14 protein-coding genes are annotated in these 17,355 nt (G+C 46.8%); 7 read left to right on the top strand and 7 right to left on the bottom strand.

The features are described from left to right. Positions 1 to 11: 11 nt before the first annotated feature. From TY03_RS04125 to TY03_RS04145, 5 genes are all read right to left on the bottom strand, one after another. Positions 12 to 677: an ABC transporter ATP-binding protein gene (locus TY03_RS04125; RefSeq protein WP_042367675.1), complete on the bottom strand. Its 666-nt coding sequence runs from the start codon at positions 675 to 677 to the stop codon at positions 12 to 14. Between the two features lie 644 nt (positions 678 to 1,321). After that, positions 1,322 to 2,593 (bottom strand): ABC transporter permease, encoded by a 1,272-nt coding sequence (locus TY03_RS04130; protein ID WP_042367677.1) that lies wholly within the window; start codon positions 2,591 to 2,593, stop codon positions 1,322 to 1,324. A 13-nt stretch (positions 2,594 to 2,606) separates the two neighbouring features. Continuing rightward, entirely contained in the window at positions 2,607 to 3,869 is a 1,263-nt protein-coding gene (locus TY03_RS04135; protein ID WP_042367678.1) for an ABC transporter permease, read from the bottom strand. An 11-nt stretch (positions 3,870 to 3,880) separates the two neighbouring features. Further along, positions 3,881 to 5,128 (bottom strand): efflux RND transporter periplasmic adaptor subunit, encoded by a 1,248-nt coding sequence (locus TY03_RS04140; RefSeq protein ID WP_042367680.1) that lies wholly within the window; start codon positions 5,126 to 5,128, stop codon positions 3,881 to 3,883. A gap of 162 nt (positions 5,129 to 5,290) precedes the next feature. Continuing rightward, positions 5,291 to 6,187, bottom strand: coding sequence for a glucosaminidase domain-containing protein (locus TY03_RS04145; protein WP_042367682.1), 897 nt, complete (start codon positions 6,185 to 6,187; stop codon positions 5,291 to 5,293). Between the two features lie 111 nt (positions 6,188 to 6,298). On the opposite strand from TY03_RS04145, the gene cdd reads away from it, so the two are divergent. The 5 genes from cdd (at position 6,299) to TY03_RS04170 (ending at position 14,014) form a co-directional block, all read left to right on the top strand. Next, on the top strand, positions 6,299 to 6,778 hold the full coding sequence (cdd, locus tag TY03_RS04150; protein WP_042367684.1) for a cytidine deaminase: 480 nt from the start codon (positions 6,299 to 6,301) through the stop codon (positions 6,776 to 6,778). Between the two features lie 56 nt (positions 6,779 to 6,834). Beyond that, positions 6,835 to 8,211, top strand: a complete 1,377-nt coding sequence (locus tag TY03_RS04155) for an FAD-dependent oxidoreductase (protein ID WP_042367686.1) — start codon at positions 6,835 to 6,837, stop codon at positions 8,209 to 8,211. 31 nt (positions 8,212 to 8,242) lie between these two features. Beyond that, a complete protein-coding gene (locus TY03_RS04160) occupies positions 8,243 to 9,226 on the top strand; it encodes an SDR family NAD(P)-dependent oxidoreductase (RefSeq protein ID WP_052332388.1) in 984 nt (327 codons plus the stop codon). 108 nt (positions 9,227 to 9,334) lie between these two features. Further along, complete coding sequence (locus tag TY03_RS04165) at positions 9,335 to 11,044, top strand: alginate export family protein (RefSeq protein WP_052332389.1); 1,710 nt, start codon at positions 9,335 to 9,337, stop codon at positions 11,042 to 11,044. A gap of 111 nt (positions 11,045 to 11,155) precedes the next feature. Beyond that, positions 11,156 to 14,014 (top strand): TolB family protein, encoded by a 2,859-nt coding sequence (locus TY03_RS04170; RefSeq protein ID WP_042367687.1) that lies wholly within the window; start codon positions 11,156 to 11,158, stop codon positions 14,012 to 14,014. A 17-nt stretch (positions 14,015 to 14,031) separates the two neighbouring features. Here the strand turns inward: TY03_RS04170 and TY03_RS04175 are convergent, their stop codons facing one another. Both TY03_RS04175 and TY03_RS04180 read right to left on the bottom strand, forming a co-directional pair. Then, positions 14,032 to 14,652 carry a lysine exporter LysO family protein gene (locus TY03_RS04175; RefSeq protein ID WP_042367689.1) on the bottom strand — a complete coding sequence of 207 codons (621 nt, stop codon included), beginning with the start codon at positions 14,650 to 14,652 and terminating at the stop codon, positions 14,032 to 14,034. Continuing rightward, a complete protein-coding gene (locus TY03_RS04180) occupies positions 14,649 to 14,927 on the bottom strand; it encodes a LysO family transporter (protein WP_042369127.1) in 279 nt (92 codons plus the stop codon). Before TY03_RS04180 ends, TY03_RS04175 begins: the two co-directional genes overlap by 4 nt. A 665-nt stretch (positions 14,928 to 15,592) precedes the next feature. Between TY03_RS04180 and TY03_RS04185 the strand changes: the two genes are divergently transcribed. Both TY03_RS04185 and TY03_RS04190 read left to right on the top strand, forming a co-directional pair. After that, entirely contained in the window at positions 15,593 to 16,147 is a 555-nt protein-coding gene (locus tag TY03_RS04185; RefSeq protein ID WP_042367690.1) for an RNA polymerase sigma-70 factor, read from the top strand. 95 nt (positions 16,148 to 16,242) lie between these two features. Further along, positions 16,243 to 17,226, top strand: coding sequence for a FecR family protein (locus tag TY03_RS04190; protein WP_042367691.1), 984 nt, complete (start codon positions 16,243 to 16,245; stop codon positions 17,224 to 17,226). Positions 17,227 to 17,355 lie beyond the last annotated feature (129 nt).

Consider the following 17,355-nt stretch of genomic DNA (forward strand, 5'->3'; position numbering starts at 1 on the left):
AATTGAATTCATTATTGTACCTGACGTCCGTCGAAGAAACGGATGGTGCGCGACGTTTGCCGAGCTTGCTCTTCGTTGTGTGTTACCATAATAATGGTGCGGCCGTCTTCGCGGTTTAGCCGGTGCAATAGTTCCATGACCTCCGCTCCCATCTTCGAATCGAGGTTACCGGTAGGCTCATCGGCCAGGATGATATCGGGATTACCGATGATGGCACGTGCCACCGCTACACGCTGACACTGTCCACCGGACAACTGTGTGGGGAAGTGTCGCATGCGATGGCTCAATCCTACCTTTTCAAGTACCTCTTGTGCCAACCGTTTGCGTTCGCCGGCACTTACTTTGCGGTAGAGCAAGGGAAGCTCCACATTGTCGAGCACATTGAGCGAGTTAATAAGGTGAAACGACTGGAACACGAACCCCAACGCCTTGTTGCGAAAGGCAGCCAGTTCCTTATCTTTCATCGTCTCGGTACGTGTTCCGTTTATTTCGATGCTCCCCGTGGTAGGTGTATCGAGCAAGCCCATGATATTGAGCAAGGTTGATTTACCACAACCCGATGGGCCCATGATGCTGAGGAACTCCCCACGATTCACCGTCAGGTTTACATTTTCGAGAGCTACTGTCTCGATCTCGTTGGTGCGATAGATTTTAGAGAGTGAAGTAAGTGTAATCATAAGTCTATGTATTTTGTTAATGGATATTCGTGTATTACTTTAATAACTAATAATCAAATGGTATGCCAAATAAGTAAATAACTTATTATGTGCACTTTAGATAAAACAGAACCTGTCCGATAACGAACACTGTGCTCGCCAGCGAACGGAACAACGGACGATATCCGATAAGAACGACCAACAGGCAATGCAACTATAGTATTGACATTTTGTATTTTCAGTCGATGCGTGAATGGCTTATACGCTTGCAGCGGTCGAGGAAAACAGAACGATAGTGCTGTGAACGATCTGGAAGTTGGCTAATAGATAGCGATCATCTATATTTAAATAAGGTAGAATGAAAGCCTAATAGGCGTTGCTTCGAATCAAAAGAAACACTGCTTCGGACCAAAAGGATACTATCTTCGGACCAAATGGGTACTATCTTCGGACGAAATGAGCCCTCTCTTCACTTGGAAAGAAGTATATTCATGAATAATATCGTATATTTATAATCATATAGAGAGCAAATCTACATATTATTGCACTACAATCATTCGTAATCACGCTATTTCGCCTGTTCAGGAAGAAAACGATGTAAGTAAAAAAAGTATTTACGTATCATTTTAATCGAAAACCGTACTGATTGCTAACACTTAACGATTCTATTCATCGCGTAATACCTCTGCCGGTTGTACCTTCATTGCACGGCTTGCAGGAAACCAAGTTCCCAAACTGATGATAGAGAGCAACACAAACAGTGCAAGCCCCAACCCAATCAACAAACGCCACCAGGTAAAAGGAATATGGTAGGTTTCCGGAATCTCCATCACAAAGAAGTTGGCGATAACGATCAGTGACAACGGAAGAATGGTTACCAGCAACAACCACCCTTCGGCAGTGAAAAAGAAACCCACCTTGCTACGGGTACTGCCCATGGCCATACGCAGTCCTATTTCGGATCGACGCTGTTCGATACGCAGCCAAAATACACTGATTACTCCAAAGAATACATTGAGCAGAATGAAGAGCACCAACAAGAGAGAGATATGGAGCATCTGCCACGTATGAGCAAGGAGCGAATCGCGTTTATCCAACCAGCTTTCGGCACCATTCACGTACAGGTTACCATCGCGTAACCGATCTCCTAAACCAATCAAGAAAGCATCCATCTGTTCTTGTGTCATAGCCGTTTTCATGCGTAAACTGGCCTCCATCATAGCGGCACCAAAAAGACCGGAGCGTTGTTCTACTTCGGCAGCATCCATTACCTGGTAAAACATGGCGGTAGAACGACTGAAGTCATCTTCGCGAATGGGTGTGGTTACTGCCGCAATATGAACCTCCGTACCACCGGAAGACATCACTACTTTCTGTCCGGCAGCAGCATTGATACTACCGAAGAAATCGACCGCCAATTCGGGAGTGACAAAGATATCCGAGGGATGCTTTCGAGACAACTCATCAAGTGCCTCACCGCCTTGTCCTCGAATGCCGAATACATTGAAATATTCCGGAGTAACGTAATAACAATGATAACTTTGCTCCTTAAAGCGTGCCGAATCGGCGGTACAAGGCAGCAAGGAACGCCATGTATTGCCCGAAGAGTAAGGCGAAGAGAAGAAGGCTACGCAAGCATCCTCCACCTCATCACAACGACGCAAGCGATCGAGAATCGCGGTCAGAGCCTCCCCCTGTGTCTTATGAAGCAGCGTATCGGATTCATATTCGGTGGCTTCTTGCGTATAGTTATCAAAAGAGAGTCGCCAGCAGTTTTCTACCCGATAACCCAATGGACGGAGATATAAGGTTGTTTGTACCACAAACAGGTCTGCAATCGCCCATAGTGCCACAAACACAAGCAGGAGTTCAAACGCAATCCAGGAATTTTGCCGACGCTGATTCCAAATAAGCTTAAGTAATTGTCGTATCATCATTTCTTCGTATTTATTATTCTAAATCATTCAAGGCTTGTACAATCGGCATTCGGGCTGCTTTATAGGCAGGCCATCCTGCACTCAGTAAATTGAGTATTAAGATAAAGAGAAACGCCAACAGGAAAGTAGCAGGCTGTAATAGCATCTCAAAACTAAAGTGAGGCATCGTAGTAAAAAGGATAGAACGGCACAGATAGAGCAATACATAGGAGAAAATCAATCCGATGGCTCCGCCTATGCAAGAGATCAGTAAATTCTCCGTCAGTACCTGCATAACAAGAATGCCGGAATGTGCTCCAAAGGACTTTCGGATACCAATCTCGCTGCGACGTTTACGAAACTGAGTCAACGTGATACCTATCGTATTGAGTGCAGGCAGCAAAAGCAAGAAAAGCAACATTCCACCTGTATTTAGAAGCCACTGTTGCAGTTTCGGCTCAGAGAATCCGTTGGCACCTATAATCCGCTCCCACTGCGTATAAGGGCTATAAATGAAATCTATTTCCGTTTCTGCCAGCGATCCGTTGAAGCGATTTACCTTCTCTTGCAACTCCTTACGAATGCTTGCGAAATCACTTGATGAAGCTGCCAGCAGGTAAGCTGAAAAAGGGCCGGTTGTGTTCTCGTACGAACGGGAACCGCTCATCAACTCTGTATTGACCGTATAAGGAATCCATACATCCGCATATGCAACCTGAGCCGATCGGCTAACATCGTCCACCACTCCACACACCTTATAATTAAGGTGGTTCATTCGAAAGGTCGCCCCCACCGCATCGGCAGTGCCAAACAGTTTACGTGCCATCGTTGCCGAAACCACTACCCGCCTGAGCTTTGCTTCCATATCGGTAGTAGTGAAAGGACCACCCGATATAAAATGGAAATCGAAGATTCGCCAAAACGACTGATCGGTAAAGAGAACAGTGCATGAAGTCGACAAGCGCTCTCCGGGCTTATTAATAAACTGCTTCGCTTTGGCTATTCCCGTAACAGCCTGCGGGGTTTGAAGCGAATATAAACATTCGCGGAGCACCCGCAAACTCATCTGCCCGTTATTCTTTCCGGCATCATCTGCCGACCGGGCACTCATACTGGTAACGTAGAGCATACGATAGCGATTATTCTCGGGAGCGTAATTGGCATAGTTTACCTGATAAATCAAGACAACAAGCATCACAGCAGCCACAGACAGAGCCGTTCCGGCTATGGAGATAGAGGTAATCAGCCTATTCTGCCGAAGCAATTGCCAGGCTTGTTTTAAATAGAGTTTAATCATAATACCGATCTTTATTTTACTTTGAGTTTGTTCTTATTCTTGTACGGACTCATGTCACTCACTACCACACGGTCTCCTACTTTGAGCCCACCGAGTACTTCGACAAACTCGAAGTTCGAATCGCCAAGTTGTACCTTACGCTTCACAATCTCATCCTCGGAGGTCATCACAAAGAGTTCGTATTCGCCACGTCCCACGTAGTAAGAGCCATTGGCGAGGCGCATCACATCTTCTTTGATGGCATTCATCACGTAGAGGTCTGTTTTGAGTCCCGAACGCAGGCGCTTGTTGTTATCGTCGGTCAGTTGTACCGAGAAAGAGATGACACCGTTCTTCGACAGCGGCGTAACGCTGCTCACCGTTCCTTCGAGCTTCTCGTTTCCTATCTTAACAATCGCCTTTCCGCCTGCTGCTACACGGTCGCCATAGGTATCGGCTATCTCGCCCTCTACCTTGAAGTGGCTCAGATCGGAGATGATGGCCACCTGTCCGCCTTGTACAATCTGTGCACCGATCTGGTTGTTGATATAGGTGAGGATGGCTTTGCGGGGCGAGCGTATCTGTGCATCATCGAGCGTGCGCTTCATCTCGGCCAGGCTCTTGCGGAAGATGTTGAAGTCGAGCTCCTGTACCTTCAGTTCGGCAGCCGCTACCTCGCGCTCATTGGCATACTGTTGTTTGAGCTGTTCATATTCGAGCTGCGCCACGTTGTAGCTTAGTTCGGCCTGCCGCACCTTGTCGGTAGTACCCGCACCGAGGCTGTCGAGGTAGTGTTCGTTGCGCAGTTCCACCTTCATGCGAGCCAGCTTCATGGTCGATACCTTGATCTGCATAGCCATGTCCGATAGCTTCGTTTGGTTGTTGACCCGTAGCTGATCGAGCTTGTAGCGTCGCATCTGTTCTTCGTCGAGTAGCTTCTTATAATCGGTTTCGGCACTTTGCAGGTCGAGTTTGAGGATGGGCGTACCCACATCAACACTGTCGCCTCCTTTGCGGTAAACCTCAATCACACGGCTGTTGATGGGCGAATTGATAATCTCTTCAAAAGCAGGAGCTACCTTGCCCGAGGCACTGACGCTTACCTCGATGGTTCCTTTATCGACCGTCGATAGCACCAGATCCTTCTTCTGCACCCCGGCACGCATCAGGGAGATGAGCACGCTGACAAGTACCACACCACCTATGCCGATGCTACCCCAGCGGATTATCTTTTTGTTGCGCTCTTTGTTACGTACTTCTTTGGGAATTTCTCTGTCCATATCGTTTCTTTTTATGTTTTGGTATTACGTTTAGGGAATGATACGAATAGTAGATTGCCAATACCATGCCAAAGTTATAAAACACTGATAGAAAGACGAAAGAATAAAAAAAAGAGTGTCCGATATCGGACACTCTGTACAGTATTGAAACACAACGGCGAGTTAGCGAAGCCTTAGTCTGTCGCCTATTTCGGGCACATACTCACCGTCTTTGCGATTCATCTTATAAAGGTTCTTGAGGCGGATGCCGTACATCTGCGAAATGGTGTGCATCGAGTCGCCGTCTTTGACGATGTAAACGGTATTGGGTTTCGAGGCTTTCTTCTTCTTCTCCTTGAGGTAGATGATGTCACCATTGGTCAAGGTGTAGTCGCGATGCAGGTCGTTGTACTTAACCAGCTTCTTCCAACTGATGTCGAACTCCTTGCCCAGGCCTTTGAAAGTATCGCCATCGCGAGCAATCACGTAAGCAATATCATTGGCTATGTATACCTGATGAGGGTTCATCAGCGTAGGCTCGGGTTTGGGTGCACGTCCGCTTCTGCGATCGTATTTATAAAGTTCGTAGTCTTCGATAATCGTAATCAATCGGTTGGCATAAGAGGGGTCGGTGGCATATCCGGCTTTCTTGAGTCCGCGAGCCCATCCTTTATAGTCGGTCAGATCGAGCTCAAACAGGAACGCATAACGAGCTCCACGTTTGAGGAAGGCCGAGTGGTCTTCGTAAGAATCTTTGGGGTTGCGATAGGCGCGGAAACATTCACCGCGTGCATCGTCATCGTGACTCACGGTACGCCCGTTCCAACTACTGCCACACTTAATGCCGAAGTGATTGTTGCTCTTACGCGCCAGCTCGCTCATACCTGCTCCACTTTCTAGAAGTCCCTGTGCCAAGGTTATACTGGCGGGTATACGGTGTTCGCGCATCTGCTCAACGGCAAGTTCACTGTATCGGTTTACGTACTCCACGTAGCGGCTGTTTCGTTTCTGCGAGTAAGCGTCGGCACACAATGTTAGCAAGAGGATGAACGCAAAAAGCGTAAGAAATCTTTTATTCATTATATTGGGGTCTATGCATTATGAAGGTACAAAAATCATAAAAATAATTGGGATTATCAATCTCTTTCCTAACTTTGTGACATTATTTGTAAAACGAACCCCTCAACTCAAATGAAAGATCTCACCATTACAACTGTTATCAAAGTATATCAACTGCACGAACTAGACCAGGCAGACCAAGAGCTGTTGCTCGCAGCCAAAGAGGCTACCAAACGAAGCTATGCTCCTTATTCTCATTTCTCGGTAGGTGCAGCCGCACTGTTGGGCAATGGAGTAGTGGTAACCGGCACCAATCAAGAGAATGCCGCTTATCCCTCGGGGCTGTGCGCCGAACGTACCACCTTGTTTTATGCCAACTCGCAGCATCCCGATCAGCCTGTTGTAACATTGGCCATCGCTGCACGTACCGAACGCGACTTTATTGAGGTTCCCATTCCACCTTGCGGTGCTTGCCGACAGGTGATACTCGAAACCGAGAAACGCTACAAACAACCCATCCGCATCCTGCTTTACGGCAAAGAAGCCATCTACGAGGTCAACAGCATTTGCGATTTGTTGCCACTTTCGTTCGATGCATCGGCTATGGAGTAAACCAAATCGCTTCTCATTTGTTTCATCTCGCACTAACCCTTTAAAGTTAAGTGCATATGAAACAATATGATGCCATTATCATTGGGTTTGGCAAAGGTGGAAAGACACTTGCTGCCGAACTCTCTAATCGCGGCTGGAAAGTCGCTCTCATTGAACGATCTGAAAAGATGTATGGCGGAACATGCATCAACGTTGGCTGCATTCCAACCAAAGCCCTCATCCACGAAGCTCAAACAGCCGAAACACTGTTCAAGGACGAGTACAAGAAACAAGCGGTTTTCTACAAACATGCCGTTGCCCGAAAGGACAAGATGACTGCTTTTCTGCGCGAAAAGAACTTCAACAACCTCACCAACCATCCCAACGTGACGTTTTATAACGGTTCGGCCTTCTTCCTATCGCCAAAAGAAGTAAAAGTAGTGCTTGCCGACGAAGAACTGACCCTACAGGGCAAGGAGATTTTCATAGATACCGGATCGACTTCCATTCTACCCGCCATCGAAGGCATACGCGATAGCAAACGCGTGTATACCAGTACCACCCTACTCGATCTGGATGTGCTTCCGCATCACCTTATTGTTGTAGGTGCCGGCACCATCGGGCTCGAATATGCCTCTATGTATGCAGGCTTCGGTAGCAAAGTGACCGTGATCGAAGGAGGCAATAAGTTCTTCCCCGCTCAAGATCGCGACATAGCCGCCAAAGTCAAAGAAGACCTGGAGGCGAGAGGCGTCGAGTTCTGCATGAATGCTCGTGTACAATCCATAGCCGATACCGATGGGAGCGTTACGCTATCCTATATCGATGCTGCGAACGGCACTCCCCACCACCTCGAAGCATCGGCCATCTTGGTAGCAACCGGACGTAAACCACTCATCGACAGCCTCAACCTTGAGGAAGCCGGCGTACAAGTCGATGCTCACGGGGCTATTGTAGTAGATGAACACCTGCATACAACGACCCCTCATATCTGGGCGTTGGGCGATGTAAAGGGAGGAGCACAATTCACCTATCTGTCACTGGACGACTTCCGGATTATTCGCAACCAACTCTTTGGCGACCGTACCCGCAGCACGGCCGATAGAAACCCGGTTCCGTATGCACTCTTCATTGACCCGCCATTGGCTCACGTTGGTCTTACCGAAGAGGAGGCCATGCGTCATGGTTATTCTATCAAAGTATCTCAGCTGCCCGCTCTATCGGTCATTCGTACCCGCACGCTGCAAAAGACAGCCGGTATGCTCAAAGCTGTTATTGATGCCCAGACGGGACGCATCATCGGCTGCACCCTGTTCTGTGCAGGTGCTCCCGAGATCATCAACATCGTCAACGTGGCCATGAAGACCGGACAGAAATATACTTTCCTGCGCGACTTCATCTTCACGCACCCCAGCATGAGCGAAGGACTGAACGATCTATTCAATATCGAATAAGTATCTACTTTCATATTAAAAACCTACATCAATGAAAAGATTATTTCTGTGTATCGCCGTAGCAACCTGCGCTGTTCTTATGTCGGCACAAGTGCCGGGTGTTTCGCGCCAAGCCATCAAGAAGCAAAATGTGCACCGTCTGGCCGAAGACTACTTTATCCCCAATCGCTTTCAGGGAAAAACGATTCTGGTTACCGGAGGGGCTCGCGGTATCGGCAAATCGACTGCCGTACGTGCAGCCAAAGAGGGAGCCAATGTAGTGATTATGGACTGGCTCGAGAAGGACGGCAAATATGTAGCCGACTCGATCAACGCCATGGGCGGTAAAGCACTGTTTGTATGGGGCAACATTCAGAAAGATGAGGATTGCCGCCGAGCCGTGAGCGAAACCGTTAAAGCCTACGGCAAGTTGGACTATGCCGTGCTCAATGCGGGAGTGATGGATGGTGTCTTTTCGGGCACTCCGTTCAAATTCGACGAAGCACAACGCAAGTTGATGCCCAACATGATTACCGAGGCCACCGACGAATACTGGGACAATGTATTTGCCACCAATGCCGCCGGAACCTTTAAGTCAATGCGGGCCGTACTCGACCAAATGCTGATACAGAACAACGGTGGAGCCATTGTAGTAGTGGCATCGATAGCCGGCATGACCGGACTATCGGGCAACCCCGCTTATGTGGCCAGCAAGCATGCCGTGAACGGATTGGTACGCAATGCCGCCATTGACTATGCTCCTTACGGCATCCGTATCAACTCAGTCAATATGGCCGAAACCCTGACTCCGATGGTAGAACGCGCCACCGAGTTTGTAAAAGCACAGCAGAAGGCCGGCAATGGCTTCGGCATGGGCAGTATCAAGACGATGAGCTTATTGAAGTATTGCGACTCCGAACATCGCGGCTCATTCCCGTGGGAACAGGCATCGACCATGTTGTACCTGATTTCGGACGAAGCATCGGCCATCACCGGTACCATCATGGCAACCGATGGCGGTTGGACAGACTATTAAACAGTGGTCGATGATGAATGATGGATGGTGAATGCTAAGCAGCATGGGCATGAACCATTCATCGTTCATCATTGACCATTCATCATTTATCCTTAACTATACTCCTTTATGAAAAAAGTTCTGACGTTACTGCTGGTTCTACTGGTATATACACAAGCCATGGGACAAAGTAACAATGCGCTATCCATCTACGAAGGCGAACGCATTCAGTCGATACAATTCGCATACAGCAACCTGCCAACCGATTCGGCAAGGGCAACAAGCGAAAAGCAACAAATAGAAAGCCGTTTCCTTGTACAACACTACAGTCACTTCAATGAATTCCAGATCACCTACTATCTGGCGCAGATCAAGAATCTGCCTTTTGTCGAGAAAACCGGCTATGACGTTGTTTCGCTGGGCGACGGAAGTGTTAACATAATCGTCAATGTACAGCTTATCGAGACGGGGTTTGCCACTTCGCCACGGTCGAATATCTTTAAAGACATCCAATCCTTTCCTATTATCTATTCGGCACCCAGTTCCCTGCTGACGTTCAAACTGGCGGCTTCGGAGATGGGATATAGCAACAACAACGCATGGTTTGCACAACCCACCCCGCTACTTACCGGCAATCCGATGGTCGATAATCCCGTAGGAAAAGGATACACGGGTTGGGTCGAAGGATTTGCCATGGGTGGTATTTACGGCATTACACGGGTTATCCCGAAATGGAACTTCCATCTCTACGGAGGGGCGAGCTACATTGTATCGTTTAGTGCAGGACGTGAACTATTCAGCGACCGTTCGCGCTTTCATGGCGAGATAGAAGATGCCTTTGCGGGACTCATCGGAGGCAAAAAGCTCGATAACGGGCATGAATATTCGTACGCCCTACTCTATGGACGCAAGCAATTTGTATTGGGCAACGGCTGGCTGATTATCAACACCTCGATGAACGGACAGGAACGGGCCGCCTTACAGATAAATCCGCGCTGGGCTGCCCGAAGTCTATTGCTAGGAACCTTCCGGTGGGATAAGTTCCTGATTCAAGGCTTTCAACTAAAACCCAACGAACTGCCTATCTTTTACAGCCGTACCATCCTCAATGGGTTGGATGTGCAACTGGGCAGCAGCGATAGGATGCAACTGGGTGCGAGTGTGATTAATGCCCTGCGGTCGGATGTGAAGTATTACCAACCCGACGGAACGGTACATCAACGCAAAGGACTCTGGGTATATAACCTCAGACTGTACGGCAATCAACCGACAGGACAACCGGGGTTTTTCTATAAAACCGAAGGAGGCTACCAGACCAACAGTAACTTCCGTATGCGCGCCTACGCGTGGTATGCACAACTGGGATGGAACTTTGCCACTACCGTAGGAAAGCCGGCACTAAGCTACCGCTTCGCTTATTTCTCGGGCGATAACCCCAAGACACAAGCCTACGAACGGTGGGATGCGCTCTATACAGGCGGCAACGGCGAGCAGTGGGTACAGGGGTCGAATATGTATAAGATGGTTCAGAACTCGAATGAGATGACCCATATGATGCAACTGATTTATTCGCCCGTGCGTAAGATACAGACAGTAACCCAGCTATGGTCGTTCATCGCTCCGCAAACCAACAATCTGGGAGGCAATCCGGGACTATCGGTGATGCAATCGCACTACTACGGAACTGAGCTGAACCTCACCGTGAAGTATTTCCACTCCCGGCACTGGTACTTCCACCTAAATACCGCGTTGACCTTTCCGGGCAATGCTATCAAGGATATCGTACCCGGTACGAAGAACTGGTTTTGCCTGATGGCGTTCGCCCGTTACTCGATGTAAAGATACGATAACGTATGAATATGGGTGTGATTGGCATCATATAGACACTTTTTAGATGTACATATTCAGTTTTTATAATATCTTTGCCCTCTGTACTATAAAACGTTATATATGTCGCTATTAAAATACGGACTGCTTACGGTAGTTTCTCTACTGCTGCCACTTAGTATGCAAGCACAATTTATGGACTACGGTTCGGACCCCGCACGATTCAAATGGAATATCGTAAAGTTGCCTCATTATGATCTGATATACCCGCAAGGTACCGATTCTATGGCTTATCGCTATGCACTGTACCTTGAAAATGCCTATCCGCATGTACAGAAAACGATTGGTAAACCGATGAAAGCAACCTTTCCGGTGATTCTGCATCCAGCCAATATGAACTCGAACGGCATGGTGGCATGGGCTCCCCGCCGCATGGAGCTGATTACAACCCCTTCTTCCGATCTGGGTATGCAACGTTGGGACAAGCACTTGGTACTACACGAATCGCGACACGTATTTCAAACAGGAAAGGTCATGAGCGGCATCTTCAAGCCACTTTACTACATCATCGGCGAGCAGGCAGCAGGCGTAGCTTCCTTCTTCCTGCCTACCTGGTTTCTCGAAGGCGATGCAGTAAGTACCGAAACCGGACTGTCTAACGGAGGACGCGGACGAATGCCCGAGTTCAACATGGCCTACCGGGCACAAATGCTGGGAGCCGACCGCTTCTACTCGTTCGATAAATGGCAGTTGGGCTCATACAAAGATTATACAGGTACGTATTATGCCCTGGGCTACGACATGGCTTCGTATGCACGTCAACGCTATGGAGCCGATATTTGGGACAAAACAACGAGCCGATACACACGCAACCTGCTCTTTGCAGGCTCCTTCAAGCACTTTACCAGTAGTGGTATCAGCCGGCTTTACGACGATACATTCGATTATTTAAGGAAAGAGTGGGAAAAGCTCGACTCCAACACCTTACCACCCACCTACCTATCGCCCGAAGCGAAGAGTTATACCACCTATCGATACCCACAGGTACTGAACGACTCAACGGTCATTGCACTGAAATCAAGTCTGAAAGACATCAACTCACTCGTATCGATCCGTAACGGCAAAGAACAACGTCTGACGTACATCGGCAACATCAACAGTCGGTTAAGCCTCAACAACGGTTGCATCTATTGGACGGAGATCACTCCCGGCATCCGCTGGGCACACGAAAACTATTCGGAACTCAAACAATACGACCTCTCGACAGGGCGCATCATCACGCTTACTCCACGCCAACGCTATCTGGCACCCGATATTGATAAAACAGGAAGTCTGGCAGCCGTATCACGCCCCCAAATAGACGGCACCAATGAACTGGTACTGCTTCAGCTAAAAGATGGAAAGGAGATTGCCGCCTTTCAAGTACCGGACAACGGCTTCATCAAAGAGCTGACCTTCGGAGCAACCAATACCGTCATTGCGGTAACGGTCGACGATAAGGGCATCAATCTACTGGAACTAAACACCCGTAGCGGCACGTGGCGCAAACTGCTGCAAGCAACATCGGTCAATATTACTTCGCCGGTTTGGAACAACGACAGGTTGTATTTTGAATCGGGCGTTAACGGAACCAACAATATTTATTACCTCAACCCCACCGACTCATTGGTGTACCGGGCTACGGATGCACGCTTTGGAGCATTCGACCCCGCCTTCACTCCTGCCAACGACCGGTTGCTCTACGCCGACTATCAGGCGAAAGGGTATCGCATTGCATCACTACCTACCGACAGCATGCTGCACGAAAGGGCAGACTTGTCGAAGCCCACCCCCACTCCATTTGCCGCTACATTGGCAGCAGAAGAGGGATACAACCTGGACACAGCCCAACTCACACCTGTGCCCTTTGCTCCGAAGCGATATTACAAGGGTACGCACACCTTCAAGATACACAGTTGGGCACCTTTTTACTACAATGTAGCCGATGCGTTGAAAGCCGGAGCCGATGATCTGGCTACGCTGGTGAAGCCCGGTGCAATGATCTTATCGCAAAACGCATTGAACACAGCCACCCTGCAAGCCGGTTGGTATTATAGCAAGGGGCATCATCACGGCAAACTGGCATTTACGTATCAGGGATGGTTTCCGGTGATCGATTTATCAGTCGATTACGGAGCCAAAGCATTCGATATGTCGTGGGTGAAAAATGATAAGGGCAACGAAACCATGAAAGGGCAATATACCAACCGCAACCTGTTAGAGGCGCAGGCACGCATCTACCTACCGTTCAACCTAAGTAAGAATGATCGCATACGAGGTATTCAGCCCGCGTTGACGTATTATGTAACTAATAACAGATATCAGCAGATTGACAGTCGGGAGTATCGCAATTTTCAGTACATCCTGCCCGAAGTGCGGATTTATAACTACCGCCGTAAGGCAGCGCGCGACCTGCTTCCCCGTTCGGGTTATCAGCTTCGCTTGCAACACCTCAGCTCGCCTTTCAACAGCGAGAACTACGGAAGTCTGTATGCTGCCCGACTAACGACTTACTGGCCGGGCTTCATCCGCAATCAAGGTCTTATGCTCCGCTTCGGCTACCAATACCAAGCGCTGAACGGCAAAGCGTTGTATCTTCCCGAACAACTGCTCGAAAGCACCCGGGGGTACAATTATCTCTACCAAACCCGTCAGCAATGGGCTGTTAAAGGCGATTATGCCTTCTCAATCTGCTCGCCCGATGTAAGTCTGGGAGCGTTGATCTATATTCGCAGACTACGGGCCAACCTATTCTACGACCTGACCCAAAATCAGGCCAATCAGCAGAACGGGTGGACGACTCAAAGTTCGGCCGGTATCGACCTTGTATTCGATTGGAACGTACTGCGCATGAGCTATCCGCTCACTACCGGCGTACGTCTTACCCAACCCATCGACTACGGACGTTTTCAGGCGGAGATGCTTTTCTCGATCAGCTTCTAACCAACCGCAAAGAGTGGTTAGAGACTACAAAAGTAAGAAACGAAGATGGGTACACTGAGGTCGATCAGTATGCCGTGTAAGATGGCAAGGGGAATCATCTCTTTGCCCGAATAGCGCGTGATGGAGGGCAAAAGCACATCCATTGAGTTGACTCCGGCGGCAGAGATAATAGCAAAACGACCGAAGTATTTCTGTATAAGCGGTGTGCCCAATAGTGCCATCATCTCGCGAAAGATATTGGCAAGCAAAGCAATGGTAGCCAGTTCGGAGGCCAACTGCACTCCGATAGAAGGTTCTTTGAACTGCATGATCAGCAACGAAGAGAGCGAATAATAAGCAAAACCGCTTCCAACAGCCATGCATTCGAATACACTCCAACGACTCAGCAATAGGCTGGCCAGTGCCGAAAACAGCAGTGTACCAACAATCGTTCCAAGCGGTATCATCAACATCTTAGGGCGCAAGTGGGCAATAATCATCTTCAGATTTTTATTACTGCCAATGCTGATACCTACTTGCAGCATCAGTGCATAGAGTATCATCATCGAGATGTGATGCGTATCAAATTCGACCTGATAGAATACACCTACCGCACAACCGATGCAGAAAAACAAGACAACTCTCAAACTTCCTCTCATTTCTTTTCCTCCTTCTTAAAAAACAAGTTCAGTATTAACCAGGAAGCCAATATACTTCCGAAAATAGCCGATGAGGCCAACACAGCTGCCTGACCGCTAAAGCTTGCCAGGTTATTTAATATTAAATCATTTGAACCAACAGAGATACCCAGAATAAAGAGCAATAATAAAATAGTCAGGGAGATACTCTTTTCGGTCTTTTGTAAAAACTTAACCCGACGAAACAGGTAGCCAATACCCACACCAAAGAACATCACAGTTATAATCGTAAACATATCGATACTAAAATTAAGATATAGAAATGACATAATAATCTCTTCCGGCAACAGTTGCCGGATATAAACCCTTACTTAGATGGAACTCAACAAAGTAAGAGAATCAACAAGAGAGATTTACATGAATCCGTTGAACCAATGCGAGTGCATAATGTAGTGGTTGCTCCGAGACATACTTCTCAAAGCAATCGTATAAATGGTATATGTAGATGATGATTGGTTCATACTGTTTTATAATTTGCCTGCAAAAGTACGCCTTATTTGCATATTTACCAAATAAATATTCATAAAATATCTATCAGACACATCTACAACGCAGGTAGGCCATTGATATACTGATCATTGCTAATCAAATAAAATGTAGTAAAGCAATGGCAATTGAGCAAAAAGCTCAAAGCTTCATTTTAACATTGTTAATCGCTTCACCTCTTTCGTATTTCATTCGATGCAAGAGTACGTACTTTTAGGATGAATGACTACGTACTCTTGGTATCAATGAGTACGTAGTTAACACAGTGTTAATATACTAGTTCCGTTAGCTAAAGGAAAGTATGGTTCTGGATACTTTTTTTGTTGGGCAACTCTTTGTGAATTAGCCATTATTTCGCACCTTTGCTCGACCTTTATCTAAAACGGAAGAATAATCGCATGAATGATATAGAACGATGAAAGTACACCAAGACCTTTTAGCTACATCAAACGGGGACATAGCTGCTTTTGAACGTCTATTTTTTGGGTATCAGCCAAGACTCGTCTATTTTATCACAGGCTTGGTTCATGATATTGATTTAGGACATGACATGGCTCAAGACATCTTTTTATCCTTGTGGGAGAATCGTCAAAAATTAGCAAAGGTAGAGAATTTCTCCGCTTATCTTTTCCGAATTGCCAAATGTAGTATCTATAATTACTATGATCACCTGTCAGTCGAAGAAAAGTATCAGGAGTCTTACCTATCGGATCGCCTTGACAACAGTGTTTCAGAAGAGGAAAAGCTTTTTGCAAAAGAACTAAGTGCCCAAATCGATCAAATAGTCAACCAACTTTCTCCACAACAAAAAAACATCTACATCATGAGCCGTAAAGAAGGGCTTCCAAACGAAGAAATCGCATTGAAATTAGGTATTAGTAAGCGTACGGTCGAAAATCATTTAACAGCCGCATTATCAATTTTACGCAAAACGATTATTACATTTATTATTTACTTTATCAACAGTTAAATAACACAAATATACTGTGCGTTGCATCGTATGTAAACTACATTATTATAAACAAAACTATATTTATATAGACCAAGACATCAAAGAAAAGTGATATGGAAACAGAAGAAATAAAATATTTCATCAATAGATTTTTCGGAAAAAGATATTCAGAACAAGGGCGTCGCCTATTTGGTATCTGGATACGAGATGGTGTAAACACCTCTGAGAAAGAGAAATCATTAGAGGACTTGTGGAAAGAGTCAGAACATATCACACACAGCGTCAGCACTGCCAAAGACTGGTCTGAGTTAAGATCAAAAATGGAGTTGCCCGTTGCAAAGAAAAGGTTCCATTTACCCACATGGACAAAATATGCCGCCATATTGGCTATCGTATTCATCTCGGTCACCGTAACTTGGTTTGCAAAAGATTATGTCAGCCCGCCAGATAACATACATATGCTACAATGTTTTGTTCCATTTGATGAGCATACAGAGCTAATACTACCCGATGGAACTAAAGTTTGGATAAACGCAGGCTCGCTGTTGGTATATCCGGAAAGCTTTGATAATACCGCCAACCGCTCTGTTTACCTAACCGGAGAGGCTTTTTTCTCCGTAACAAAAGATCCGGAAAAACCTTTTATAGTAAAAACAGCACAAATAGATGTACAGGCACTCGGCACTGAGTTTACCGTTGAGGCCTATCCAAATGAAGACGAGACACGGGCTACCTTAGAGGAAGGTAGTATAAAGGTAGATGTATTCAATAAACAGCCTTATATGCTAAAACCCAGTGAGCAACTAGTTTATAACCGAAAGAACGATTCAATCTCCATTCACAATATAGACTTAGATCATTATAAAATGTGTCGCGCGGGTTATTTAATTTTTGAAGATGCCTCTTTCGATGAGTTGGTACACGGATTAGAGCGCAGATACCAAACAACCATTCATTACAATTCGAATAAATACATCTATGGGCATTATAATGTGAAGTTTACCCCCCACGAAACACTTTACGAAGCCTTAGAGGTGCTCAAAGAGCTAATAGACCTAAAGTATAGTATCAAAGACAAAGCTGTATACATCAAGTAGTAAACAAAATCCGGCCATTTACATCCTTCGATCGCGATAATAAACAATGGAAAATCCGGCGATAGATTCTCCATTAGATAAGCTGTTAAAAAAAACGGCCCTCCATTGTGTGTTGTTCCTTCTTTGGCT

Origin of the sequence: Bacteroides neonati (assembly GCF_000499785.1) — a bacterium.
Taxonomy (GTDB): Bacteria; Bacteroidota; Bacteroidia; order Bacteroidales; family Bacteroidaceae; genus Bacteroides; species Bacteroides neonati.

Coding starts and splice junctions, on each gene's coding strand:
- TY03_RS04125 (WP_042367675.1), bottom strand. CDS start 677: ATGATTACACTTACTTCACTCTCTAAAATCTATCGCACCAACGAGATC.
- TY03_RS04130 (WP_042367677.1), bottom strand. CDS start 2,593: ATGATGATACGACAATTACTTAAGCTTATTTGGAATCAGCGTCGGCAA.
- TY03_RS04135 (WP_042367678.1), bottom strand. CDS start 3,869: ATGATTAAACTCTATTTAAAACAAGCCTGGCAATTGCTTCGGCAGAAT.
- TY03_RS04140 (WP_042367680.1), bottom strand. CDS start 5,128: ATGGACAGAGAAATTCCCAAAGAAGTACGTAACAAAGAGCGCAACAAA.
- TY03_RS04145 (WP_042367682.1), bottom strand. CDS start 6,187: ATGAATAAAAGATTTCTTACGCTTTTTGCGTTCATCCTCTTGCTAACA.
- cdd (WP_042367684.1), top strand. CDS start 6,299: ATGAAAGATCTCACCATTACAACTGTTATCAAAGTATATCAACTGCAC.
- TY03_RS04155 (WP_042367686.1), top strand. CDS start 6,835: ATGAAACAATATGATGCCATTATCATTGGGTTTGGCAAAGGTGGAAAG.
- TY03_RS04160 (WP_052332388.1), top strand. CDS start 8,243: ATGAAAAGATTATTTCTGTGTATCGCCGTAGCAACCTGCGCTGTTCTT.
- TY03_RS04165 (WP_052332389.1), top strand. CDS start 9,335: ATGAAAAAAGTTCTGACGTTACTGCTGGTTCTACTGGTATATACACAA.
- TY03_RS04170 (WP_042367687.1), top strand. CDS start 11,156: ATGTCGCTATTAAAATACGGACTGCTTACGGTAGTTTCTCTACTGCTG.
- TY03_RS04175 (WP_042367689.1), bottom strand. CDS start 14,652: ATGAGAGGAAGTTTGAGAGTTGTCTTGTTTTTCTGCATCGGTTGTGCG.
- TY03_RS04180 (WP_042369127.1), bottom strand. CDS start 14,927: ATGTTTACGATTATAACTGTGATGTTCTTTGGTGTGGGTATTGGCTAC.
- TY03_RS04185 (WP_042367690.1), top strand. CDS start 15,593: ATGAAAGTACACCAAGACCTTTTAGCTACATCAAACGGGGACATAGCT.
- TY03_RS04190 (WP_042367691.1), top strand. CDS start 16,243: ATGGAAACAGAAGAAATAAAATATTTCATCAATAGATTTTTCGGAAAA.